Here is a 21681-nt window from a genome sequence, read left to right as displayed (position 1 = left end):
AGGATATGGGTCGTTACCAACCACCTTTGACGCTGACCCCTGCAATGTTGACCTTGATTGCCGAGATCAGTGAGCAGATTGGTCAACTGTCGGCGGGAGAAAGCAGGAAGCAAACACCTCAGCTGCGACGGGGTAATCGTATTCGCACGATTCAGGCGTCGCTGGCGATCGAGAACAATACACTGAGTATTCAGCAAGTGACCGCTGTTCTGGCGGGGAAGCGTGTGCTGGGTTTGCCTCGGGAAATCCAGGAAGTGCGTAATGCCTTCGCGGCTTACGAGGCCATGTCAGAGTGGCAGCCAAACAGTCGAGCCCACTTGCTCACAGCGCATCAGATGCTGATGGGCGGGCTGATCGACGACAGTGGGCGGTTTCGCCAAGCCGGTGTGGGTATCTATCGGGGTGACAAACTGGTTCATATGGCTCCGCCGCCGAGTCGGGTTGCTCATTTGGTAGAGGAACTGCTGGCTTGGCTTGGCAGTTCTGATTGGCATCCCTTGATCATCAGTTGCGTCTTTCACTATGAGTTCGAGTTTATCCACCCGTTCGCCGACGGCAATGGCCGCATGGGGCGCTTATGGCAGACGCTCATCCTCAGTCAGTGGCGTCCGGTGCTGGCTTATCTGCCAGTTGAATCGGTGATACGAGACCAGCAAGATGCCTATTACGGTGCGTTGTCTGCAGCTGATCAGTTGGCCGAGGCGACACCTTTTGTTGAGTTCATGTTGCAGGCATTGCGTCTTGCGCTACAGGAAGCGGCGAGAAGCGAACTGTTGACCGACCAAGTAACCGACCAAGTAACCGACCAAGTAGCGAAGCTGCTGGGTGCCCTCGATGGAGCTACGCCGCTAAAGGTTAACGATCTGATGACGGAGCTCGGATTGGCTCACAAGGCGACCTTTAGGGCCAACTATCTCAAGCCTGCATTGGTTTCGGGTTTGATTGAGATGACCGACCCTGACTCGCCCCGTAGCCCGATTCAGCGATACCGACTCACCCCGCATGGCCAGAATGTCGCAGCAGCGCTTCGGTCTGCGTGAGAGCTTGAGCGCCATGAAAAATGCCCGCATTTCTCAATGCGGGCATTTTTGTCAGTGCCTCAAGCCGATTTACTGATCATCAAAATACCGCTCATGCCAATCCACCAGCGGCTGCGGTGAGTTGAGCTTCTGGCCGTAGATCACCGAGTACGACAGCACGTTCTGTACGTACTGGCGGGTTTCGTCGAACGGGATGCTTTCGACCCATACGTCGAAGCTCAGGTGATCCGCGCCGCGCAGCCATTGGCGCACGCGGCCCGGGCCGGCGTTGTAGGCGGCGGAAGCGAGGACACGGTTGCCGTTGAACTGGCTGTGCACCTGGCTCAGGTACGCAGCGCCGAGCTGGATGTTCTTGTTCGGGTCGAGCACCTGTTGTGGCGAGGCCAGGGGAATGCTGAACTTGCGTGCGGTTTCCTTGGCGGTGCCTGGCATCAATTGCATCAGGCCGCTGGCGCCGACGCTGGAGCGGGCGTCGTCCATGAAGGCGCTTTCCTGCCGGGTAATGGCGAACACCCAGCTCGAGTGCAGGCCACGGACCTTGGCCTCGCGCACCAGGGTGTCGCGATGGGCCATCGGGAAGCGAATGTCGAGGTCGTCCCAATACTGCGCCTGGCTGATGGTGCGGATCGCCGGGAAGTACCATTTCAAGTCATAGGCCAGTTTTGCCTGAGCGACCATTTCGTCCCGGTTGAAGTGCCGGCTGACGTGGTACCACTCGCGACGACCGTCGACGATCTGCCCGCGTGCGTGGAACTCCAGGGCGCGTCGCACGCCCGGCGTATTGCGCACCTTGTTGATCAGGGCCTGGCTCAGCACCAGCGGTTTGTTGACCAGCGAGTAAGGCAGTTGCGAGCGGTCGGCGGCGAGGAAACCGTAGAAATCACGTTCGCGGGCGAGGCTCTTGTACAGCGTCAGCGCTTCCGGATTCTGCGGTTGCGCCAGTTCCAGGCTGCGGGCTTGCCAGTAGCGCCAGCGGTTGGTGGTGGCCAGGTCCTGTGGCAGGCGACGGGTCAACTGATAGGCGTCGTCCCAGCGCGCCAGGCGCAACAGCAGGCGCAAGCGCCATTCGGACACGGTGTTGTCGCGCAACTCCGGGTCGTACTTGGTCATCACGTCCAGGGCGCGGCTGTCGAAGCGACGTGCGAGGGTCAGGCCGATTTCCCGGGCGATCGCGACCTTTTCATCGCGGGAGAAGTGCATGCTGCTGGCATAACCGTCGAGCAGTGCCATGGCCTTGTCCGGGTCCTGGCGGGCCAGGCGGCGCAGGCCGAGGCTGACGATGTCGGACATCGGCTCGTCGGCCGGGGTGAAGCGCGACGGCTGGTTGAGCAGTTCGGGTTTTTGCGCCACATCCACCAGCAGGCGCCCGCGTGGGGCTAGGGTGCTCAGGCCGTTGACCAGGCTGTTGGCCAGCGGATAGTTGCGCGCCTGGGCCGCCAGTTTGGTGCGCTCCCAGCGTTTCTGTTCCGTCAGTTGACCTTCGGCGGCCCACATGCCGAACAGGGCGTCGCAGGCCGCCGGTAGGGATTTACCGGTCAGCCAGAGCTTGTTGGCGTTGGCGTAGCCTTCGGACTTGAGGTTGTGGCTGATCTGGTATTGGGCGTTCAGGCAGTCCAGTTCAGTGAAATTGAGCTTGGGGTCGTAGTACTTGACGAAGGTCGCCCAATCGCCGCGCTCGGCCAGCCAGCGCAACCAGCGCAATTTCATCCAGTTGGCCTGGGGCAGGTCGCCGTGTTCGGCGAGGAATTTCTCGATCTCGGCGTTGCTCGCCGTTTTCAGGCGTGCGGTCAGTTCGTCATAGGCCAGGTAGGGTTCCAGCGGGTAGGTGCTCAGGGCCTGGCTGTAGCGCATGTAAGGACCGGTATCGCCCTTGGCCAGGGCGCGCTTGGCTTCATCGTAATACTGGCGTTGGGTGGACAGGTCCACCGCCTGGGCTGTTTGAACGGCAGTGGCAGAAAGGAGCAAGCACGATAAAAGACTGAAAAGGCGACTGCGCATGAGACATCCGGGCAGAGAAATCATGACAAGTGCGAGCCGTGCCCGCACTGAATAATCTGTAGCTTAGCCTTTTGCCAGCAGCGGGCGAAAGCTTTGCGGCCCTGTCGGCATCAGTTCGCAACATTTGTGTTGCAGAGTGCCTGTGAAGTGAAATTGCCGGCCTTCTGAAGCCTCGATTCAGGTAGAATGCGCGCCCGGTTTTTGGAGAAGCTCATGACCCTGCTCAAATTCAGCGATGTGTCCCTTGCTTTCGGCGCTATGCCGCTGTTGGACAAGGTGTCCTGGCAGATCGCCCGTGGTGAGCGGGTGTGCATCATCGGCCGCAACGGCACTGGCAAGTCCAGCATGATGAAGCTCGTCAAGGGCGACCAGAAGCCCGATGACGGCTCCGTCTGGCGCGCACCCGGCCTCAAGATCGGCGAATTGCCGCAGGAATTGCCGGTAGCCGACGAGCGGACGGTCTTCGATGTCGTGGCCGCAGGTCTGGACGGTGTCGGTGCATTGCTCGCCGAATACCACCACCTGAGCCAGAACATCGTCACCGATGCCGATCTGGAAAAACTCATGCACGTCCAGCACGACCTCGAAGCCCGTGATGGCTGGCGCTTGCAGACCCTGGTCGACAGCACCCTCAGTCGCCTGCAACTGCCGGCCGACAAGACCCTCGCCGAACTGTCCGGTGGGTGGCGCCGTCGCGTCCTGCTGGCCCAGGCCCTGGTGTCCGAGCCGGACCTGCTGCTGCTCGACGAACCGACCAACCACCTGGACATCGGTGCGATCGCCTGGCTGGAAGATGCGCTGAAGGATTTCCAGGGAGCCGTGCTGTTCATCACCCACGACCGTTCCTTCCTGCAGAACCTGGCGACCCGCATCCTCGAACTGGATCGCGGTGGCCTGATCGACTGGAACGGCGACTACGCCAGCTTCCTCGTGCACAAGGAAGCCGAACTGGCTGCCGAAGCCACGGCCAACGCGCTGTTCGACAAGCGCCTGGCCCAGGAAGAAGTGTGGATTCGTCAGGGCATCAAGGCCCGACGCACCCGTAACGAAGGTCGTGTGCGCGCCCTCAAGGCCCTGCGTGTCGAGCGTAGCGAACGTCGTGAGCGCACCGGCAAGGCCAATATCCAGCTGGAAACGGCGGAAAAATCCGGCAAGCAGGTCATGGTGCTGGAAAACGTCAGTTTTGCGCACCCGGACGGTCCGTTCCTTGTCCGCGATTTCTCCATGGTGTTGCAGCGCGGCGACCGTATCGGCCTGCTGGGTGCCAACGGCACCGGCAAGACCACGCTGCTGAAACTGATGCTCGGCGGCCTGCAACCCACCAGCGGCAAGGTGGAAGAGGGCACGAAGATCGACGTCGCCTACTTCGACCAGTTGCGCCATCAGCTGGATCTGGAGAAAACCGTTGTGGATAACGTCGCCGAAGGTCGCGACTTCATCGACATCGACGGTCAGAGCCGTCACGTCCTGAGCTACCTCGGCGACTTCCTGTTCAGCCCGCAGCGTGCCCGTACGCCGGTCAAGGCGCTGTCCGGTGGCGAGCGCGCCCGTCTGCTGCTGGCGAAACTGTTCAGCAAGCCGGCCAACCTGCTGGTCCTCGACGAACCGACCAACGACCTCGATGTGGAAACGCTCGAATTGCTGGAAGAGGTGTTGCTGACGTTCAGCGGAACCGTGCTGATGGTCAGCCACGACCGGGCATTCCTCGACAACGTGGTCACCAGCACCCTGGTGTTCGAAGGCGAAGGCAAGGTGCGCGAATACGTCGGTGGTTATCAGGACTGGCTGCGTCAGGGTGGCTCGCCGCGTCTGTTGGGCGTCACCGAAAGCAAATCCGGCAAGGCTGACCTGAACTCGGCGGTGGTCAAGGCCGAGCCGGCACCAGTGGCGGCCGTGGTCGAAGCGCCGGCGGCGAAGAAGAAGCTCAGTTACAAGTTGCAGCGTGAGCTGGAAATGTTGCCCGGTCAGATCGAGGCCATGGAGCAGCAGATCGCAGCCGTTGAAGCCCAGATGGCCGATGCGGGTTTCTACCAGCGTCCCGCTGCCGAGACGGCTGCAGTGATCGCCCAGCTTGAACAGCTGCAAGCCGAACTCGACGTGATGGTCGAGCGTTGGGCCGAACTGGATGCCTGATTGATCCAGGGATAAAAAAGCCCGGCTTCACTGATGTGAATGCCGGGCTTTTCATGTGCCGGTCACTGGCCGATGGCCTTGCGGAAGCGAGTGTCAGCTTTTGCTCTGCAGCCGCACGGCCAGCACATCGCAAGGTGCCCCGTGCAGCACGTCGTTGGCGGTAGAGCCGAGCAGCAGTGCCAGGCCATGTCGCCCATGGCTGCCCACCACAATGAGGTCGCAACCCTGCTCCTTGGCCAGGTGATGGATTTCCTGGCGTGGTTGGCCGTAGGTCAGGTGGCTGTACTCCTTGGAAATCTCCGGGTACTTCAGGATCAGCCGGTCGAGGCGTTCCTTGGCCTGATCGAACTGTTGCTGTTGCAACTGGGAAAGGTCCATTGGCACATCGCCGCCGAAGGCCATGGCCATGGGTTCGACGATGTGTACCAGGGACAGTTTCGCGCCGCTGTTCACCGACAATTCGCGAGCGCGGTGGATGACAGGATCGCACTCTTCGGTGAGGTCGACGGCGACCAGAATGTGGAAGTAGGGCATAAGGTGCTCCTCCTGAAAACTGCAATAAGGGTAAGTATGGCTGGTTTCAAGCACATTGTTTTCAACGTGACTCAATGCGCTCATCAAGAATCGGGAGTACACATATGACGGTCTGGATAGTGGTGTCAATCCTGTTGGTGGTGTTGAGCCCTCTGGCATGGCTGCGACCCTCCCGTGGCCAGAGCGGGCGTATCGCCCTGCGCATGGAGGCTCGCCGCATCGGATTGGCCATGCAACTGGCGCCTCAGCAATGGCCGCATTGGCTGCAGCCGGAGCCGCCGAGCCCCTGTGCGCAGTACCATCGGCCGCGCCGCGGCAAACAGCCAGCCTGCTGGACTTACTGGCAGAAAGCGCCGGGGGTCTGGGTGAATCAGTGGCAGGAGGTCTGCGACGATCAGGCGCTGCTCAATCATTTCGAAAGATTGCCTGCCAATGTCTACAAGGTTGAAGCCGACCCGCAAATGATCGCCTTGTATTGGGGAGAGAAGGGCGAGGCCGAGGTCTTGCAGCACATTGATACCACCCTCAAGGCGCTCGCCTGAGCCTGATTCCTGCCACGCGACCACGTCTGCGGGGAACAGGCAATAAAAAGCCCGACAACATCATCGGGCGGGGTTGGCCAGGCAGGCCGGTAATTCGGTTGGGCTGATCTTACGCTTGGCGTTCGCCGAAAGCGTTCAAAATTTTCCAGGTTCCCCCAGCGTAGCCTGTCCGGAGCGGGCTGCGGTGAATTAGGGCGACTTTTCTAACTATTGATCTTATGAATGTGTGTGCATGCAGGGGCGTGTTGCCGGCCTTCATCCTACAGAAATGACTGCAAAGTCGCGTTTCAACCCGCATTTTGGGCGATTGACAATTGCCGGAAATTCCGTGAAGGTGGCGTACCCAAATCAAACGGGCGTATGAATTGAGCGTTTGCATTGCACAGCGCTCCTACAGAATCCCGACTATCGCGTTGGCGGGTGTGTCGGGTGGATTGGCGTAGCATCGACGAAGAACGTCCTGCCCAGCCATTCGCCTGCTTCCGACGTGTACTGTTCAGCTTCCATATCGTGGAGATCAGTTGATGATTTACGAAGGTAAAGCCATCACGGTTAAGGCTCTTGAAAGTGGCATCGTCGAACTGAAGTTCGACCTCAAGGGTGAGTCCGTCAACAAGTTCAATCGTCTAACCCTGAACGAATTGCGTCAGGCCGTAGACACCATCAAGGCAGATGCTTCGATCAAGGGTGTGATCGTCAGCAGCGGCAAGGACGTGTTCATCGTCGGCGCCGACATCACCGAATTTGTCGACAACTTCAAGCTGCCGGATGCAGAGCTTGTTGCTGGCAACCTCGAAGCCAACAGGATTTTCAGCGATTTCGAAGACCTCAACGTCCCGACCGTCGCCGCGATCAACGGCATCGCCCTGGGTGGCGGTCTGGAAATGTGCCTGGCAGCGGACTACCGCGTCATGTCGGCCAGCGCCAAGATCGGCCTGCCGGAAGTCAAGCTGGGCATCTACCCGGGCTTTGGCGGTACCGTTCGCCTGCCGCGCCTGATCGGTGCCGACAACGCCATCGAATGGATTGCCGCCGGTAAGGAAAACCGTGCCGAAGACGCGCTGAAAGTCGGTGCCGTCGATGCCGTGGTTGCGCCTGACAAGCTGCAGGATGCTGCACTGGAACTGATCAAACGTGCCATTTCCGGCGAGTTCGACTACAAGGCCAAGCGTCAGCCGAAGCTGGAAAAGCTGAAACTGAACGCCATCGAACAGATGATGGCTTTCGAAACCGCCAAGGGTTTTGTGGCCGGCCAGGCAGGTCCCAACTACCCGGCGCCGGTCGAAGCGATCAAGACCATCCAGAAAGCGGCGAACTTCGGTCGCGACAAGGCACTGGAAGTCGAGGCGGCCGGTTTCGTCAAACTGGCCAAGACCTCTGCCGCGCAGAGCCTGATCGGCCTGTTCCTCAACGATCAGGAACTGAAGAAAAAGGCCAAGGCCTACGACGAAATCGCCAGCGATGTGAAGCAGGCTGCCGTTTTGGGCGCCGGCATCATGGGTGGCGGCATCGCCTACCAGTCGGCTTCCAAAGGGACGCCGATCCTGATGAAGGACATCAACGAGCACGGTATCGAGCAAGGCCTGGCCGAAGCCGCCAAATTGCTGGTCAGCCGCGTTGATAAAGGTCGCATGACCGCCGCGAAAATGGCTGAAGTGCTCAACGGCATTCGCCCGACCCTGTCCTACGGCGATTTCGGTCACGTGGACCTGGTGGTCGAGGCTGTCGTCGAGAACCCGAAGGTCAAGCAAGCCGTACTGGCTGAAGTGGAAGGCCAGGTCAAAGAGGACACCATCCTCGCGTCCAACACCTCGACCATTTCCATCAGCTTGCTGGCCAAGGCCCTCAAGCGTCCGGAAAATTTCGTCGGCATGCACTTCTTCAACCCGGTGCACATGATGCCGCTGGTGGAAGTGATTCGTGGCGAGAAGTCCAGCGAACAGGCGATTGCCACCACCGTTGCCTACGCCAAGAAAATGGGCAAGAACCCGATCGTCGTCAACGACTGCCCGGGCTTCCTGGTCAACCGCGTCCTGTTCCCGTACTTCGGCGGTTTCGCCAAGCTGGTCAGCGCCGGTGTGGACTTCGTCCGTATCGACAAGATCATGGAAAAGTTCGGCTGGCCGATGGGCCCGGCCTACCTGATGGACGTGGTCGGCATCGACACCGGCCACCACGGTCGTGACGTGATGGCCGAAGGCTTCCCGGACCGCATGAAGGACGATCGCCGTTCGGCCATCGACGTGCTCTACGAAGCCAAACGCCTGGGCCAGAAGAACGGCAAGGGTTTCTACGCCTACGAGACCGACAAGAAGGGCAAGCAGAAGAAGGTCGCCGATCCGTCGGTGCTGGAAGTGCTCAAGCCGATCGTCTACGAGCAGCGCGAAGTCACTGACGAAGACATCATCAACTGGATGATGATCCCGCTGTGCCTGGAAACCGTGCGTTGCCTGGAAGACGGCATCGTCGAAACCGCCGCCGAAGCCGACATGGGTCTGGTCTACGGTATTGGTTTCCCTCCATTCCGTGGCGGCGCGCTGCGCTACATCGATTCGATCGGTGTTGCAGCATTCGTTGCCCTGGCTGACCAGTACGCTGATTTGGGCGCGCTGTACCACCCGACCGCGAAGCTGCGCGAAATGGCCAAGAACGGCCAGAGCTTCTTCGGTTAAGCGCCCCCAACTAGAGTGAGAGTGAACTTATGAGCTTGAATCCTAGAGACGTCGTGATTGTCGACTTCGGTCGTACTCCGATGGGCCGCTCCAAGGGCGGCATGCACCGCAACACCCGTGCCGAAGACATGTCGGCACACCTGATCAGCAAATTGCTGGAACGCAACGTCAAGGTCGACCCGAACGAAGTCGAAGACGTGATCTGGGGCTGTGTGAACCAGACCCTGGAGCAGGGCTGGAACATCGCCCGCATGGCGTCGCTGATGACCCAGATCCCGCACACCTCGGCTGGCCAGACCGTCAGCCGTCTGTGTGGTTCGTCGATGAGCGCGCTGCACACTGCTGCGCAGGCGATCATGACCGGCAACGGTGACGTGTTCGTGGTCGGTGGCGTCGAGCACATGGGCCACGTCAGCATGATGCACGGTGTCGACCCGAACCCGCACATGTCGCTGTACGCGGCAAAAGCCTCGGGCATGATGGGCCTGACCGCGGAAATGCTGGGCAAGATGCACGGCATCACCCGCGAGCAACAGGATGCCTTTGGCGTGCGTTCCCACCAGCTCGCGCACAAGGCGACCGTGGAAGGCAAGTTCAAGGACGAAATCATCCCGATGCAGGGCTATGACGAGAACGGTTTCCTGAAACTGTTCGACTACGACGAGACCATTCGTCCGGAAACCACCCTGGAAAGCCTGGCGACGTTGAAGCCGGCGTTCAATCCAAAGGGCGGCACCGTGACAGCCGGTACCTCGTCGCAGATCACCGACGGTGCTTCGTGCATGATCGTGATGTCGGCACAGCGTGCGCAAGACCTGGGCATCCAGCCAATGGCGGTGATTCGCTCGATGGCTGTGGCCGGTGTGGACCCGGCGATCATGGGCTATGGTCCAGTACCGGCCACGCAAAAAGCCTTGAAGCGCGCAGGCCTTGGCATCAACGATATCGACTTCTTCGAACTCAACGAAGCTTTCGCCGCACAGGCCCTGCCCGTGCTGAAAGATTTGAAAGTGCTCGACAAGATGAATGAGAAGGTTAACCTGCACGGCGGCGCGATCGCCCTGGGTCACCCGTTCGGTTGCTCCGGTGCGCGTATTTCCGGCACCCTGCTGAACGTGATGAAGCAAAATGGCGGGACCTTTGGGGTAGCGACCATGTGCATTGGTCTCGGCCAAGGCATCTCCACCGTCTTCGAACGCGTTTAAGCGTTCCGTTGATGGAAGCCGGGGCCAAGTGCCCCGGTTTTTGTTTTTCTGAATTTATTTTGTTTTTATTTTGAAAAGATTTGAGTGAGGGCCAATACATGCCGATACAACCAGGGCTCTACCAACATTACAAAGGTCCGCAGTACCGTGTATTCAGTATTGCGCGGCATTCGGAAACGGAAGAGGAAGTGGTCTTCTACCAAGCCCTGTATGGCGATTACGGCTTTTGGGTGCGTCCCCTGAGCATGTTCCTGGAGTCGGTCGAGGTTGACGGCGAACAGGTGCCACGCTTTGCTTTGGTACAGGCCGAACCGAGCGTTTTTTCCAAGCCATGAGCTGAGTGCGCGCAAAACCCTGCGCTTGACCTCACCTTGTAGCCACTATATATAGCGGTGCCGCGTCAGGCGCCAACCGCCTCTCACTTCTAGAATTCAGGAATTTTCTGATCCATGGGCAAATCGCTGGTCATTGTGGAATCCCCGGCTAAGGCCAAGACCATCAACAAGTATCTGGGCAACCAATACGTGGTGAAGTCGAGTATCGGCCATATCCGAGACCTGCCCACCAGCGGTTCGGCTAGCGCCAGCAAAGAGCCGGCCGCCAAGCGCGGCAAGGCTGCGGGTGAAGGTCCGGTGCTCACGCCGAAAGAAAAAGCGCGCAATCAGCTGGTTTCGCGCATGGGGGTCGATCCCGATCATGGCTGGAAAGCCAAGTACGAGATCCTTCCGGGCAAGGAAAAGGTCATCGAGGAGCTTCGCCGGCTCGCCAAGGATGCTGACACCATCTATCTCGCAACCGACTTGGATCGCGAGGGGGAAGCCATTGCCTGGCACCTGCGCGAAGCCATCGGTGGTGATGACAGCCGCTACAAGCGCGTGGTGTTCAACGAAATCACCAAGAAGGCGATCCAGGAAGCCTTCTCCGAGCCGGGCGAACTGGACATCGACCGTGTCAACGCTCAGCAGGCGCGTCGTTTCCTCGACCGCGTGGTGGGTTACATGGTGTCGCCGCTGCTGTGGGCCAAGATCGCCCGTGGTCTGTCCGCCGGTCGCGTGCAGTCGGTTGCCGTGAAGCTGGTGGTCGAGCGCGAACGTGAAATCCGCGCGTTCATTCCGGAAGAGTACTGGGAAGTTCACGCTGACCTGGGTACCGCCAAGGGCGCGACGGTGCGCTTCGACGTCGCTCGCGAGAAGGGCGAGGCGTTCAAGCCGCTGAACGAAGCCCAGGCCATGGCTGCACTGGAAAAGCTCAAGGCCTCCAGCTACAGCATCGTCAAGCGCGAAGACAAGCCGACCAGCAGCAAGCCGTCGGCACCGTTCATTACTTCTACCCTGCAACAGGCTGCCAGCAACCGCCTGGGCTTCGGTGTGAAGAAAACCATGATGATGGCCCAGCGTTTGTACGAAGCCGGCTACATCACGTATATGCGTACCGACTCCACCAACCTGTCGGCCGATGCCGTGGCCATGGCGCGGACCTATATCGAAAGCGAATTCGGCAAGAAATACCTGCCGGAAACCCCGAACGTATACAGCAGCAAGGAAGGCGCTCAGGAGGCTCACGAAGCGATTCGTCCGTCCGACGCCAATACCGAGCCAAGCAAGCTGTCGGGCATGGAGCGCGACGCCGAGCGTCTTTACGAGCTGATCTGGCGCCAGTTCCTCGCCTGCCAGATGCTGCCGGCCCAATACCTGTCGACCACGGTGACCGTCGGTGCCGGCGACTTCGAATTGCGCGCCAAGGGCCGCATCCTGAAGTTCGACGGTTATACCCGCGTCATGCCGCAAATCGCCAAGCCGGGTGATGATGACGTGCTGCCAGACATGGCCCAGGGCGACGTGATGAAGCTGATCAAGCTTGATCCGACCCAACACTTCACCAAGCCGCCGGCGCGTTACTCGGAAGCGAGTCTGGTCAAGGAAATGGAAAAGCGCGGCATCGGTCGTCCTTCGACCTACGCAGCGATCATTTCGACCATCCAGGATCGCGGCTACGTGGCGCTGCACAACCGTCGCTTCTATTCGGAAAAGATGGGTGACATCGTCACCGAGCGTCTGTCCGAGAGTTTCTCCAACCTCATGGACTACGGCTTTACCGCCGGCATGGAAGAGAATCTCGATGACGTGGCCCAGGGCGAGCGTGACTGGAAAAACGTGCTGGACGAGTTCTACGGCGACTTCAAGAAGAAGCTCGAAGTGGCCGAAAGCGCGGAAAACGGCATGCGTGCCAACCAGCCGGTGATGACCGATATCCCGTGCACGACCTGCGGTCGTCCGATGCAGATCCGTACGGCTTCGACCGGCGTATTCCTGGGTTGCTCGGGTTACAGCCTGCCGCCCAAAGAACGCTGCAAAGCCACCGTCAACCTGGTGCCGGGCGATGAAATCGCTGCGGACGACGAGGGTGAGTCGGAGTCGCTGGTGTTGCGTGGCAAGCACCGCTGCCCGATCTGCAGCACGGCGATGGACGCCTATCTGCTCGACGAGAAGCGCAAGTTGCACATCTGCGGTAACAACCCGGATTGCGCGGGCTACGAAATCGAAGAGGGTGTCTATCGCATCAAGGGCTACGAAGGCCCGAGCCTGGAATGCGACAAGTGCGGCAGCGAGATGCAACTCAAGACCGGCCGTTTCGGCAAGTTCTTCGGCTGCACCAACCCGACGTGCAAGAACACTCGCAAGCTGTTGAAGAGCGGCGACGCGGCACCGCCGAAAATGGACCCGGTGAAGATGCCTGAGCTGAAATGCGAAAAGGTCAACGACACCTATATCCTGCGTGACGGTGCTTCCGGACTGTTCCTGGCAGCGAGCCAGTTTCCGAAAAACCGCGAGACCCGTGCTCCGCTGGTGATCGAGATCATCCCGCACAAGGACGAGATCGATCCGAAGTACCATTTCCTCTGTGAGGCGCCGAAGAAGGATCCGGATGGTCTTCCTGCGGTGATCCGTTACAGCCGCAAGACCAAGGAGCAGTATGTGCAGACCGAAGTCGACGGCAAGCCGACTGGCTGGAAGGCCTACTACGACGGTGGCAAGTGGACCGTTGAAGACAAGCGTCCTGCCGCGAAGTCCTGATTGACGCTGTAACGAAAAGGCCGCATGCAAGCATGGGGCCTTTTTTATGCCCTGCACGCTCGCTCCTGCGGGGCAGGCGGAAGGGCTTGCGGTGGGATTGCCTGATCCCCGACACTGTCCGACCTGCGTGAAGCAATTCCTTGTTGTGGAGGCTGCCGTCATGGCCCACGAGCTCTATACCCGTACCAACCAGAAGATCTATTTTGCCGGCCTGTCGCTTGAAGCCCTCGCCAGAGCCGAAGAGGGGCGGGCCATGAACGCTCTCGCGCTGATCCAGGCCGGACGCGAATCGGCGTTGTTCCATTTGTACGGAGCCTTGCTGGGCCTGTGTCATGAGATCGCCGGCTTCTATCGCTTGCCACAGGCCAATGCGCCCCGTGCCGAGATGCTGTTGACCCGGGAAGTGCTGGACACCATCGCCATTCCTGAAATGGCCGAAATGGTGGAGCTGGCGCAAAATCCGGAAACCTGGCTGGCCAAGCTGCTGTCGGCGCATGCGGCGCTGTTTCAGCCACCCCGTGCTCCCCACAAGCCCAAGGGGGACGTGACGCAGCCGTTGATTCTGGCCGTTAACCTGGATGAAGAGGACGAGCCTGAAGAGCTCAGTCGTGAAGAGTTGGAGACCTGGCGGCAGAACCTCAAGGGGCTGGCGATCCGGTTTCGCGAAGGTTTGAACGAATGCTGATGGCGTGAGGGTGGGAAGGACGGTTGCTAGAGACTGTTCGTTCAGGGCTTGCTGTCAGAAATTTCTCTTCGAAGTGGCATTTGGTCAAGATCCTGAGCGAAGCCTGACCGATGCCTATATAATGCCTGCCTTTCGTGGAGACCAGACCTTTATGCCAACGTCCTTTCTAGAAATTGTCGAGTTACCAGACGGCCGAATCGAGCTGCGAAGGGCTGAGGACGAGGGTTCTCTGGTTACTTTGAATTTCTCAGAGGATGCCAAGGCGTTCCTGCAAGGCCAGCATGTTGAAGTCGCCAAGGCGATGTTGAGCGTCGGCGTTCAGATGGCCGGTCGTTTGGTCGAAGGTGAATTCAATACGGATGAAGGCTCCCGGGTTCTCCACTGATCCCGTTCGTCGCCCCGTTACGGCTTCTCTGTCCTTGGAGAAGCCATGCGTCATTAGGCGCAGTCTTGTTTAGCCCAGTCGAATATTCAGGCTTTGTGCGTCCCCGGTTCGGGCGGCGCTGATCAGCTGTTGCCGCGCCGTGGTGCTCAGCGGGTTGAGCCAGCTGACGACGGTATGGCTGCGACCCAGGCGCAGGGCTTCGCAGGTCAACTGCTGTGCGCTCTGGCTGCCACGCGGTTGCAGCAGCAGAATGCGTTCGCGATTCAGCCCGGCGTCCCGCAACCAGGCCTGTGTCAGGCTGGCGGGTGGGGCGATCAATGTCAGCCAGCGTGCATCCTGATCCTCGCTCAGCTCTCTGAGGATCGGTGCCAGAAGACTCAGGCAGCTCCCGGCCGCACCACGCAGTGACAGCTCGCTGAAGACTTCGGGTTCGGCGCCCCAGGGCGACTCGACCACGTCTTTCAGAATCGGCGCCATCGGCTGCACCATGAATGCCTCGAACAACGGCAGTTGGGCTTGCTGTGAGGTGTGTGGGAACTGCATAAAGCCTCCTTTAGCGGCGAATGACGCCGACACTCAAGCCTTCGATCACCAGTTCCTGATCTTTCAGGTTCACTTCGATAGGGGCGAATTCGGGGTTCTCGGCAATCAGCCAGACTTTGCTGCCGTCGCGCTTGAAGCGTTTGACGGTGACTTCGTCGCCGATGCGCGCCACCACGATCTGACCGTTGCGGGCTTCGCGGGTGGTGTGGACGGCCAGCAGGTCGCCATCAAAGATGCCCACGTCCTTCATGCTCATGCCATGCACCCGCAGCAGATAGTCGGCTCGCGGGTGGAAGAACGCTGGATTGATGTTGCAGGACTCTTCGACGTGCTGCTGGGCGAGGATCGGTGCGCCCGCCGCGACCCGGCCAATGATCGGCAGGGTGGATTCGTCGGCCTTGGCTTCGAAGCCCGGGATGCGGATGCCGCGGGAAGCGCCTGGCGTCATCTCGATGGCGCCCTTGCGGGCTAGCGCTTTGAGGTGCTCTTCAGCCGCGTTCGGTGACTTGAAGCCCAGTTCCTGGGCGATTTCCGCACGAGTGGGCGGGTAGCCGTTGTCTTCAAGACAGCGTTTGATGAAGCTCAGAATCTCTGCTTGGCGTGGCGTCAGCTTTAGCATATCGATCGCTCTGTCTTTTTATACAGTGACTGGGATTATATACAGTGAAAGCATCTTGGCAATGCCCCTTTTTTTGCCCGCCGCCAGACGGTCAATCCGTGTGCTGATTAACCGTGCCTGAATGTGTGATTAAATAGCTGACTGACCATTCCCAAAACGAACTGGCAGGCTTGACAAGGCCTGGGCTGAAACGTATGTTTCAAACAAGTGTTTGTCAGGCGGAGTAGCCATGGCCCAGTCGGAAACCGTTGAACGCATTCTCGATGCTGCAGAGCAGTTGTTCGCGGAAAAAGGGTTTGCTGAAACCTCGTTGCGTTTGATCACCAGCAAGGCCGGTGTCAATCTCGCGGCTGTGAATTACCACTTCGGCTCGAAGAAAGCGCTGATCCAGGCTGTATTCTCGCGGTTTCTCGGGCCGTTCTGCCTGAGCCTCGATAAAGAGCTGGAGCGGCGCCAGGCCAAGCCGGAAAACAAGCCGTCCCTCGAAGAATTGCTGGAAATCCTCGTCGAGCAGGCCCTCGTGGTGCAACCGCGCAGCGGCAACGACCTGTCCATCTTCATGCGTTTGCTGGGGCTGGCGTTCAGTCAGAGCCAGGGCCACCTGCGCCGTTATCTGGAGGACATGTACGGCAAGGTGTTTCGTCGCTACATGATGCTGGTGAACGAAGCGGCGCCGCGCATTCCGCCAATCGAGCTGTTCTGGCGTGTGCATTTCATGCTGGGGGCCGCAGCATTCAGCATGTCGGGGATCAAGGCCTTGCGGGCCATTGCCGAGACCGATTTCGGCGTCAACACGTCCATCGAGCAGGTCATGCGCCTGATGGTGCCGTTCCTGGCCGCCGGCATGCGTGCCGAAACCGGTGTGACCGACGCGGCGATGGCCACGGCGCAGTTGCGTCCCCGTAGCAAGTCGACACAGGTCGCCGCCAAGGTTTGACCGCGCATGGGTGGGCGCGGCAGCTGACATCCGCTAAGCTAGCCGCCCATGCCGACTCTCGTTGCGAATCCGCTCCCCATTGATATCACCGACCTGCCGGGCACAGCCCCAGGCAGCGGGCGCGTGCGAGCCGGGTTCATCGTTATCAAGGAATCTCTATGACTGCTGGCCTGCAAGGCTCGTTGATGGTGGACGTCGCCGGTACCTGGCTGACGGCCGAAGATCGCCAATTACTGCGTCAGCCTGAAGTGGGCGGCCTGATCATTTTTGCCCGCAACATCGAACACCCACGCCAGGTGCGCGAGCTCAGCGCGGCGATCCGTGCCGTTCGTCCTGATCTGCTGCTGGCGGTGGACCAGGAGGGTGGTCGGGTGCAGCGCCTGCGTCGGGGATTCGTGCGGCTGCCGGCCATGCGTGCCATCGCCGACAACCCGAACGCCGAATACCTGGCCGAACAGTGCGGCTGGATCATGGCCACCGAAGTGCTGGCCGTGGGGCTCGACCTGAGTTTCGCCCCGGTACTGGACCTGGATTACCAGCGCAGCGCGGTGGTTGGCACCCGTGCGTTCGAGGGTAACCCGGAGCGCGCGGCACAGCTGGCGGGAGCGTTTATCCGCGGCATGAACAGTGCGGGCATGGCCGCCACTGGCAAGCACTTTCCCGGCCACGGCTGGGCCGAGGCGGACTCCCACGTTGCGATCCCCAATGACGAACGCAGCCTCGAGGAGATTCGCGCCAACGACCTGGTGCCGTTTGCCCGATTGAGCCGGCAACTGGCCGCAGTCATGCCGGCTCATGTGATTTATCCACAGGTCGATGCCCAGCCCGCCGGTTTTTCCCGTCGCTGGTTGCAGGACATCCTGCGCGGCGAGTTGCAGTTCGAAGGGGTGATCTTCAGTGACGACTTGTCGATGGCCGGTGCCCACGTGGTCGGCGATGCCGCCAGTCGCATCGAAGCGGCATTGACCGCCGGTTGTGACATGGGCCTGGTGTGCAATGACCGTGCTGCCGCCGAGCTCGCCCTGAGTGCCGCCCAGCGTTTGAAGGTCAAGCCATCCACGCGTATTGCGCAGATGCGCGGTCAATCGCACGCCAGCACCGAATACCGTCAAGACCCGCGCTGGCTCGCTGCCATTGGCGCGCTCAAAGACGCTCAACTGATTGAATAAGGACAGTACGTTATGACGGTTTACGCGATTATCGGTGGCACCGGTCTGACTCAACTGGAAGGCCTGAGCATTCGCCAGTCCCTGGCGGTCGATACGCCCTACGGTGCGCCGTCGGCCGAGGTGCAGATCGGTGAGTACGCGGGCAAGGAAGTGCTGTTCCTCGCCCGTCACGGTCATCCTCACCGTTTCCCCCCGCATCAGGTCAACTACCGCGCCAATCTCTGGGCGCTGAAGCAGGCCGGTGCCGAAGCCATTCTGGCCGTCAACGCAGTCGGTGGAATACACGCGGCAATGGGGACCGGTCATTTCTGCGTGCCGCATCAGTTGATCGACTACACCAGCGGTCGCCAGCACACCTATTTTGCTGATGACCTGGAACAGGTCACGCACATCGATTTCAGTTACCCGTACAGCGAGCCCTTGCGTCAGCAGCTGATCGCGGCACTGGCGGCCGAGGGGGTCGGTTACAGCAGTCAAGGCGTTTATGCCTGCACCCAGGGGCCGCGCCTGGAAACCGTTGCTGAAATCGCCAGGCTGGAGCGCGACGGTTGCGACATCGTCGGCATGACCGGCATGCCCGAAACGGCATTGGCCCGTGAGCTGGAACTGGATTATGCCTGCCTGGCGCTGGTGGTGAACCCGGCGGCGGGCAAATCGACGGCGGTGATCACCATGGCCGAAATCGAGCAGGCGCTGCATGACGGGATGGGCAAGGTGAAGTCGACGTTGGCGCGGGTGCTCAAAGGGTGAGTCGGGCTTGATACCGAGTGGCGATCATCGCGAGCAGGCTCGCTCCCACTCAGGATCGATGTTGCGCCAGCGATCACTGGTGGGAGCGAGCCCGCTCGCGATGAAGAGCACTCAAATCTCAGCGTTTCTCCAGCTTGTCCGGTAACGGCGCAAACAGCGCCTCGATATCATCGCTCTGCAACTTCCAGTCCCCGGCCTTGCGCCCATCCAGCACGCCCGCTGCGAGATCGGATTTTTCCTTTTGCAGGTGCTGGATTTTCTCTTCGACCGTGCCGCGGGCAATCATCTTGTAGACGAACACCGGTTTCTCCTGGCCAATCCGGTAGGCGCGGTCGGTTGCCTGGTTCTCCGTCGCGGGGTTCCACCAAGGGTCATAGTGAATCACCGTGTCCGCTTCGGTCAGGTTCAAGCCAACACCACCGGCCTTCAGGCTGATCAGAAAGATCTGACGCTTGCCGCTCTGGAAATCTTTTACCGGGGAGCGGCGGTCACGGGTCTGGCCCGTCAGTAGTGCGTAGTCAATGCCGCGTTTCACCAGCTCGGCTTCGATCAACGCCAGCATCGATGTGAATTGCGAAAACAGCAGGATCCGCCGGCCTTCCTCGAACAACTCCTCGAGCATTTCCATCAGGCTGTCGAGCTTGCCCGAGGTGCTGCCGCGCGCGGGCAGGGCGGCGTCATTGACCAGGCGCAGGTCGCAACACACCTGGCGCAGCTTCAGCAGGGCCTCGAGGATGATGATCTGGCTGCGCGCGACACCTTTGCGGGTGATTTCGTCGCGCACTTTCCTGTCCATCGCCAGGCGCATGGTTTCGTACACATCGCGCTGGGCTTCGTTGAGTTCGACCCAGTGGATGATTTCGGTCTTGGGCGGCAATTCCGTCGCGACCTGCTCTTTGGTCCTGCGCAGCAGGAACGGTTTGATCCGACCGTTCAGGTGCTGGAGTCGGACTTCACTGGTGCGTTTTTCAATGGGTACGCGGTAATCGCGGTTAAAGCTTTTGACGTCGCCGAGCCAGCCGGGCAACAGGAAGTGAAACAGCGACCACAGCTCGCCCAGGTGGTTTTCCAGTGGCGTGCCGCTCAGGCACAGGCGCTGGCGTGCGTTCAGTTCTCGTGCGGCGTGAGCGGCCTTGCTGTTCGGGTTCTTGATGTACTGCGCTTCGTCCAGTACCAGCAAATGCAGGGGCTGCGCGGCCAGGCGCTCGACATCCTTGGGCAGCAGGGCGTAGGTGGTGAGGATCAAGTCGTAATCGGCCAGGTGCTCGAAATGCTTCTTGCGACTGGCGCCGTACAGCGCCAGGACCTTGAGCTGCGGCGTGAAGTGCGCCGCTTCGTCGAGCCAGTTGGGAATCAGGCTGGTGGGCATCACCACCATGCAGGGCCGATCGAGGCGTCCGGCGTTTTTCTCGCTGAGCACATGCGCCAGGGTTTGCAGGGTTTTGCCCAGGCCCATGTCGTCGGCAAGTATGCCGCCGACCTCCAGTTGGCGCAGCGACTGCATCCAGCTCAAGCCTTCCAGCTGGTAGGGACGCAAGGTCGCGTTCAAGCCTTCGGGGGCGGTTGCGCTGTAGTCGCGAACGTCGCGCAGGCGCTGGGCAAAGGTGCGGATCTGCTCGCCACCTTCCCACAGCAGCGGCAGGTCCTCCAGCGGGTTCAGGCGTGTGGCGTCGGCCTTGCTCAAGCGTAATGTGGTTTCACCGGGTTCCTGCAGGTAGAACTCACCGAGGGTCGCCAGCACCGGCTTCAGGCGACCGAACGGCAGGGCGACTTGCAGCGGGCCGTGCTCGGAGTTCGGGCGATGGGGAATGTTCACCAGAATCAGCTCGTCATCGCGTCGACGGGCCAGGCGCTCCGGGTTGAGGATTTCGGTGTGGGAACGCATCAGGTTCAGCAGGATCGGCAGCAGGCTCAGCCGTTCGCCGTTGACGATGATTCCCAGTTCCAGGTCAAACCAGTCGCGCTCCGGTGTCTGTTCGACCGTGGCGTACCAGTCGTCCACCGCGGTCAGGTCGAAACCGAAGTCTTCGTCTATCTGCAGCTCCCAACCCTGGGTGCGCAGTTTCGGCAGTTCATTGAGGGTGAACGTCAGCCAGGCGCTGTCGTTGACCATCTCATACAGTTCGCCGGCACTTTCCGGCAGCGCCTTGCTTTGGCGGGTGGCAACTTTGAAGCCGAGGATTCGCAGTTGCTCCCTGTAGGCCTGTTCGACTTCCGGATGGCGTTTTATCCGTAAGGTCTGGGTTTCCTGGCGAATCAACACGTCGGCGTTTTTCTGCCCGCTGACGTATTCATCCAGGTAGCTGAAGGACAGCGCTGCACGATGCTGGATGTAGCGCTGCATCCTGCCGTTGCGCGGTTCGAAGGCGCTGAATTCGATGCTTGCCAGCCACAGGCGTGGAACGGGTTGCACGTTGTCCACCAGCACCTGGGGTGGCGCCTTCGGGCTGCGGTTTTCCAGGACTGCCTGGAGTTTCTCCAGCAGTTCGGCGTCTTGCGCGGCGGCGGGGTAGGCGAGGGTTTCCTGCACCTTGAGCAATACCGCTGCGCAATGCTTGCAGTTATTGCGTACCGGGCAGGTGCACGTGGCATCGACCATCAGCAGAGTGGCTTTGGCCGACTCGCGCAGGTGGATGGTCTGACGGTAAACGTTACCGCCCGAACCTTCGCAAACGGCAGTGATGGTGGCATCACCGGCCTCAATGATCCTGACGCGATTTTCCAGCGCGTATCGCCGGCCGCGCTCCAGGCTCTGTTCCTTGAATCGGCTGACCCAGGAGGGTGCCAGGGGTTTGCTCAGGGGCGCGGACATAGGGGCACAATCAGTCCGGGATTTCTTCGGGGGCTGGCCGAGGCGCAGGCGCGGTCAGGGAGGTGATTTTGATCAGCAGGCCCAGGTGCCCGGCATCGAGGAAGTTCAGTTGTCCGTTTTTGGTGTGGCTGTCCGTGTTCAGGCGCTCACTGGCGGTGACCAGGCCATCGGCGTCGAACTGGTTGACCCAGAAATCGGCGCCGACGTCGGTGAAGCGCCCCTGCTTGATGCTCAACGTGCCCTCGATCGGGAACTGGCCGAACTGTTCCTTGCCGTCGCTGATCGCCACCCTGGACGCTTCCTCGCCAAGGGTCTGTTGCCAGGCCTTGTGCAGCAACACGGTGTACTCGTTGCTGGCGGTGAGCTTTTCAACCTCGCCATTCAGGCTTGGCGTGCGCAGGCTGTCGGGGCTGATGCGCTGCGCTCCGGCATCCCAATCTTCGGGGGCTGCGCGGCTGACAATGGCCGGCACGGCGTTCTGCCGCACCAGAATCATTTCAACCTGATACAGGTCATCGGCATTCGCCATCGGAGCGGCCAGGGTCAGCAGCAAAGTCAGTGAGCGAAACAGGCGCATGCGGCG

At 60.3% G+C, this 21681-nt stretch carries 18 protein-coding genes; 12 read left to right on the top strand and 6 right to left on the bottom strand.

Annotated elements, in window-relative coordinates; genetic code table 11:
* The first annotated feature begins 5 nt into the window (after positions 1 to 5).
* The gene (locus tag ACM6IM_RS11555) at positions 6 to 1040 is read left to right on the top strand and encodes a Fic family protein (protein WP_414865493.1); all 1035 of its coding nucleotides are present in this window, start codon (positions 6 to 8) and stop codon (positions 1038 to 1040) included.
* Between the two features lie 69 nt (positions 1041 to 1109).
* Here ACM6IM_RS11555 and ACM6IM_RS11550 read toward each other — a convergent pair whose 3' ends face one another.
* A complete protein-coding gene (locus tag ACM6IM_RS11550; protein ID WP_192301838.1) occupies positions 1110 to 3038 on the bottom strand; it encodes a transglycosylase SLT domain-containing protein in 1929 nt (642 codons plus the stop codon).
* A 213-nt stretch (positions 3039 to 3251) separates the two neighbouring features.
* On the opposite strand from ACM6IM_RS11550, the gene ACM6IM_RS11545 reads away from it, so the two are divergent.
* Positions 3252 to 5171 carry an ATP-binding cassette domain-containing protein gene (locus tag ACM6IM_RS11545; RefSeq protein ID WP_201189374.1) on the top strand — a complete coding sequence of 640 codons (1920 nt, stop codon included), beginning with the start codon at positions 3252 to 3254 and terminating at the stop codon, positions 5169 to 5171.
* 93 nt (positions 5172 to 5264) lie between these two features.
* Here the strand turns inward: ACM6IM_RS11545 and ACM6IM_RS11540 are convergent, their stop codons facing one another.
* The gene (locus tag ACM6IM_RS11540; protein WP_192301836.1) at positions 5265 to 5705 is read right to left on the bottom strand and encodes a universal stress protein; all 441 of its coding nucleotides are present in this window, start codon (positions 5703 to 5705) and stop codon (positions 5265 to 5267) included.
* Positions 5706 to 5809: 104 nt separating this feature from the next.
* Here ACM6IM_RS11540 and ACM6IM_RS11535 point away from each other — a divergent pair, with 104 nt between their 5' ends.
* The 7 genes from ACM6IM_RS11535 (at position 5810) to ACM6IM_RS11505 (ending at position 14268) form a co-directional block, all read left to right on the top strand.
* Positions 5810 to 6247 (top strand): hypothetical protein, encoded by a 438-nt coding sequence (locus ACM6IM_RS11535; RefSeq protein ID WP_414865183.1) that lies wholly within the window; start codon positions 5810 to 5812, stop codon positions 6245 to 6247.
* A gap of 524 nt (positions 6248 to 6771) precedes the next feature.
* Complete coding sequence (gene fadB, locus ACM6IM_RS11530) at positions 6772 to 8919, top strand: fatty acid oxidation complex subunit alpha FadB (RefSeq protein WP_201189369.1); 2148 nt, start codon at positions 6772 to 6774, stop codon at positions 8917 to 8919.
* 29 nt (positions 8920 to 8948) lie between these two features.
* Entirely contained in the window at positions 8949 to 10124 is a 1176-nt protein-coding gene (gene fadA, locus ACM6IM_RS11525) for an acetyl-CoA C-acyltransferase FadA (protein WP_077047137.1), read from the top strand.
* Positions 10125 to 10222: 98 nt separating this feature from the next.
* On the top strand, positions 10223 to 10459 hold the full coding sequence (locus tag ACM6IM_RS11520) for a DUF1653 domain-containing protein (RefSeq protein WP_123365569.1): 237 nt from the start codon (positions 10223 to 10225) through the stop codon (positions 10457 to 10459).
* Positions 10460 to 10573: 114 nt separating this feature from the next.
* Positions 10574 to 13198, top strand: coding sequence for a type I DNA topoisomerase (gene topA / locus ACM6IM_RS11515; RefSeq protein WP_192301833.1), 2625 nt, complete (start codon positions 10574 to 10576; stop codon positions 13196 to 13198).
* A 160-nt stretch (positions 13199 to 13358) separates the two neighbouring features.
* Positions 13359 to 13883 (top strand): DUF6586 family protein, encoded by a 525-nt coding sequence (locus ACM6IM_RS11510; RefSeq protein WP_201189363.1) that lies wholly within the window; start codon positions 13359 to 13361, stop codon positions 13881 to 13883.
* Positions 13884 to 14034: 151 nt separating this feature from the next.
* The gene (locus ACM6IM_RS11505; RefSeq protein WP_192302801.1) at positions 14035 to 14268 is read left to right on the top strand and encodes a hypothetical protein; all 234 of its coding nucleotides are present in this window, start codon (positions 14035 to 14037) and stop codon (positions 14266 to 14268) included.
* A gap of 69 nt (positions 14269 to 14337) precedes the next feature.
* On the opposite strand, the gene sulA is transcribed toward ACM6IM_RS11505, so the two are convergent.
* Positions 14338 to 14811 (bottom strand): SOS-induced cell division inhibitor SulA, encoded by a 474-nt coding sequence (gene sulA, locus ACM6IM_RS11500; protein WP_192301831.1) that lies wholly within the window; start codon positions 14809 to 14811, stop codon positions 14338 to 14340.
* A 10-nt stretch (positions 14812 to 14821) separates the two neighbouring features.
* Positions 14822 to 15430: a transcriptional repressor LexA gene (lexA, locus tag ACM6IM_RS11495; RefSeq protein WP_192301830.1), complete on the bottom strand. Its 609-nt coding sequence runs from the start codon at positions 15428 to 15430 to the stop codon at positions 14822 to 14824.
* Positions 15431 to 15659: 229 nt separating this feature from the next.
* Between lexA and psrA the strand changes: the two genes are divergently transcribed.
* The 3 genes from psrA to ACM6IM_RS11480 all read left to right on the top strand — a co-directional run bounded on the left by psrA (position 15660) and on the right by ACM6IM_RS11480 (position 18286).
* Positions 15660 to 16367, top strand: a complete 708-nt coding sequence (gene psrA / locus ACM6IM_RS11490; protein WP_192301829.1) for a transcriptional regulator PsrA — start codon at positions 15660 to 15662, stop codon at positions 16365 to 16367.
* Positions 16368 to 16525: 158 nt separating this feature from the next.
* Positions 16526 to 17536, top strand: coding sequence for a beta-N-acetylhexosaminidase (gene nagZ, locus ACM6IM_RS11485; RefSeq protein ID WP_414865182.1), 1011 nt, complete (start codon positions 16526 to 16528; stop codon positions 17534 to 17536).
* A gap of 12 nt (positions 17537 to 17548) precedes the next feature.
* The gene (locus ACM6IM_RS11480; RefSeq protein WP_414865181.1) at positions 17549 to 18286 is read left to right on the top strand and encodes an S-methyl-5'-thioinosine phosphorylase; all 738 of its coding nucleotides are present in this window, start codon (positions 17549 to 17551) and stop codon (positions 18284 to 18286) included.
* Between the two features lie 118 nt (positions 18287 to 18404).
* Here ACM6IM_RS11480 and ACM6IM_RS11475 read toward each other — a convergent pair whose 3' ends face one another.
* Positions 18405 to 21098, bottom strand: coding sequence for an SNF2-related protein (locus ACM6IM_RS11475; RefSeq protein WP_414865180.1), 2694 nt, complete (start codon positions 21096 to 21098; stop codon positions 18405 to 18407).
* Positions 21099 to 21108: 10 nt separating this feature from the next.
* Complete coding sequence (locus ACM6IM_RS11470) at positions 21109 to 21675, bottom strand: CsiV family protein (RefSeq protein WP_192301825.1); 567 nt, start codon at positions 21673 to 21675, stop codon at positions 21109 to 21111.
* Between the last annotated feature and the right edge of the window lie 6 nt (positions 21676 to 21681).

Origin of the sequence: Pseudomonas sp. IT-P12 (assembly GCF_949767465.1) — a bacterium.
GTDB lineage: Bacteria > Pseudomonadota > Gammaproteobacteria > Pseudomonadales > Pseudomonadaceae > Aquipseudomonas.
The sequence above is the reverse complement of the archived record's forward strand: the minus strand, read 5'-3'. Positions and strand labels throughout refer to the sequence as shown.

What these genes read in the sequence shown, in the direction of transcription:
- ACM6IM_RS11555 (WP_414865493.1), top strand. Translation starts at nt 6, where the DNA reads ATGGGTCGTTACCAACCACCTTTGACGCTGACCCCTGCAATGTTGACC.
- ACM6IM_RS11550 (WP_192301838.1), bottom strand. Translation starts at nt 3,038, where the DNA reads ATGCGCAGTCGCCTTTTCAGTCTTTTATCGTGCTTGCTCCTTTCTGCC.
- ACM6IM_RS11545 (WP_201189374.1), top strand. Translation starts at nt 3,252, where the DNA reads ATGACCCTGCTCAAATTCAGCGATGTGTCCCTTGCTTTCGGCGCTATG.
- ACM6IM_RS11540 (WP_192301836.1), bottom strand. Translation starts at nt 5,705, where the DNA reads ATGCCCTACTTCCACATTCTGGTCGCCGTCGACCTCACCGAAGAGTGC.
- ACM6IM_RS11535 (WP_414865183.1), top strand. Translation starts at nt 5,810, where the DNA reads ATGACGGTCTGGATAGTGGTGTCAATCCTGTTGGTGGTGTTGAGCCCT.
- fadB (WP_201189369.1), top strand. Translation starts at nt 6,772, where the DNA reads ATGATTTACGAAGGTAAAGCCATCACGGTTAAGGCTCTTGAAAGTGGC.
- fadA (WP_077047137.1), top strand. Translation starts at nt 8,949, where the DNA reads ATGAGCTTGAATCCTAGAGACGTCGTGATTGTCGACTTCGGTCGTACT.
- ACM6IM_RS11520 (WP_123365569.1), top strand. Translation starts at nt 10,223, where the DNA reads ATGCCGATACAACCAGGGCTCTACCAACATTACAAAGGTCCGCAGTAC.
- topA (WP_192301833.1), top strand. Translation starts at nt 10,574, where the DNA reads ATGGGCAAATCGCTGGTCATTGTGGAATCCCCGGCTAAGGCCAAGACC.
- ACM6IM_RS11510 (WP_201189363.1), top strand. Translation starts at nt 13,359, where the DNA reads ATGGCCCACGAGCTCTATACCCGTACCAACCAGAAGATCTATTTTGCC.
- ACM6IM_RS11505 (WP_192302801.1), top strand. Translation starts at nt 14,035, where the DNA reads ATGCCAACGTCCTTTCTAGAAATTGTCGAGTTACCAGACGGCCGAATC.
- sulA (WP_192301831.1), bottom strand. Translation starts at nt 14,811, where the DNA reads ATGCAGTTCCCACACACCTCACAGCAAGCCCAACTGCCGTTGTTCGAG.
- lexA (WP_192301830.1), bottom strand. Translation starts at nt 15,430, where the DNA reads ATGCTAAAGCTGACGCCACGCCAAGCAGAGATTCTGAGCTTCATCAAA.
- psrA (WP_192301829.1), top strand. Translation starts at nt 15,660, where the DNA reads ATGGCCCAGTCGGAAACCGTTGAACGCATTCTCGATGCTGCAGAGCAG.
- nagZ (WP_414865182.1), top strand. Translation starts at nt 16,526, where the DNA reads ATGACTGCTGGCCTGCAAGGCTCGTTGATGGTGGACGTCGCCGGTACC.
- ACM6IM_RS11480 (WP_414865181.1), top strand. Translation starts at nt 17,549, where the DNA reads ATGACGGTTTACGCGATTATCGGTGGCACCGGTCTGACTCAACTGGAA.
- ACM6IM_RS11475 (WP_414865180.1), bottom strand. Translation starts at nt 21,098, where the DNA reads ATGTCCGCGCCCCTGAGCAAACCCCTGGCACCCTCCTGGGTCAGCCGA.
- ACM6IM_RS11470 (WP_192301825.1), bottom strand. Translation starts at nt 21,675, where the DNA reads ATGCGCCTGTTTCGCTCACTGACTTTGCTGCTGACCCTGGCCGCTCCG.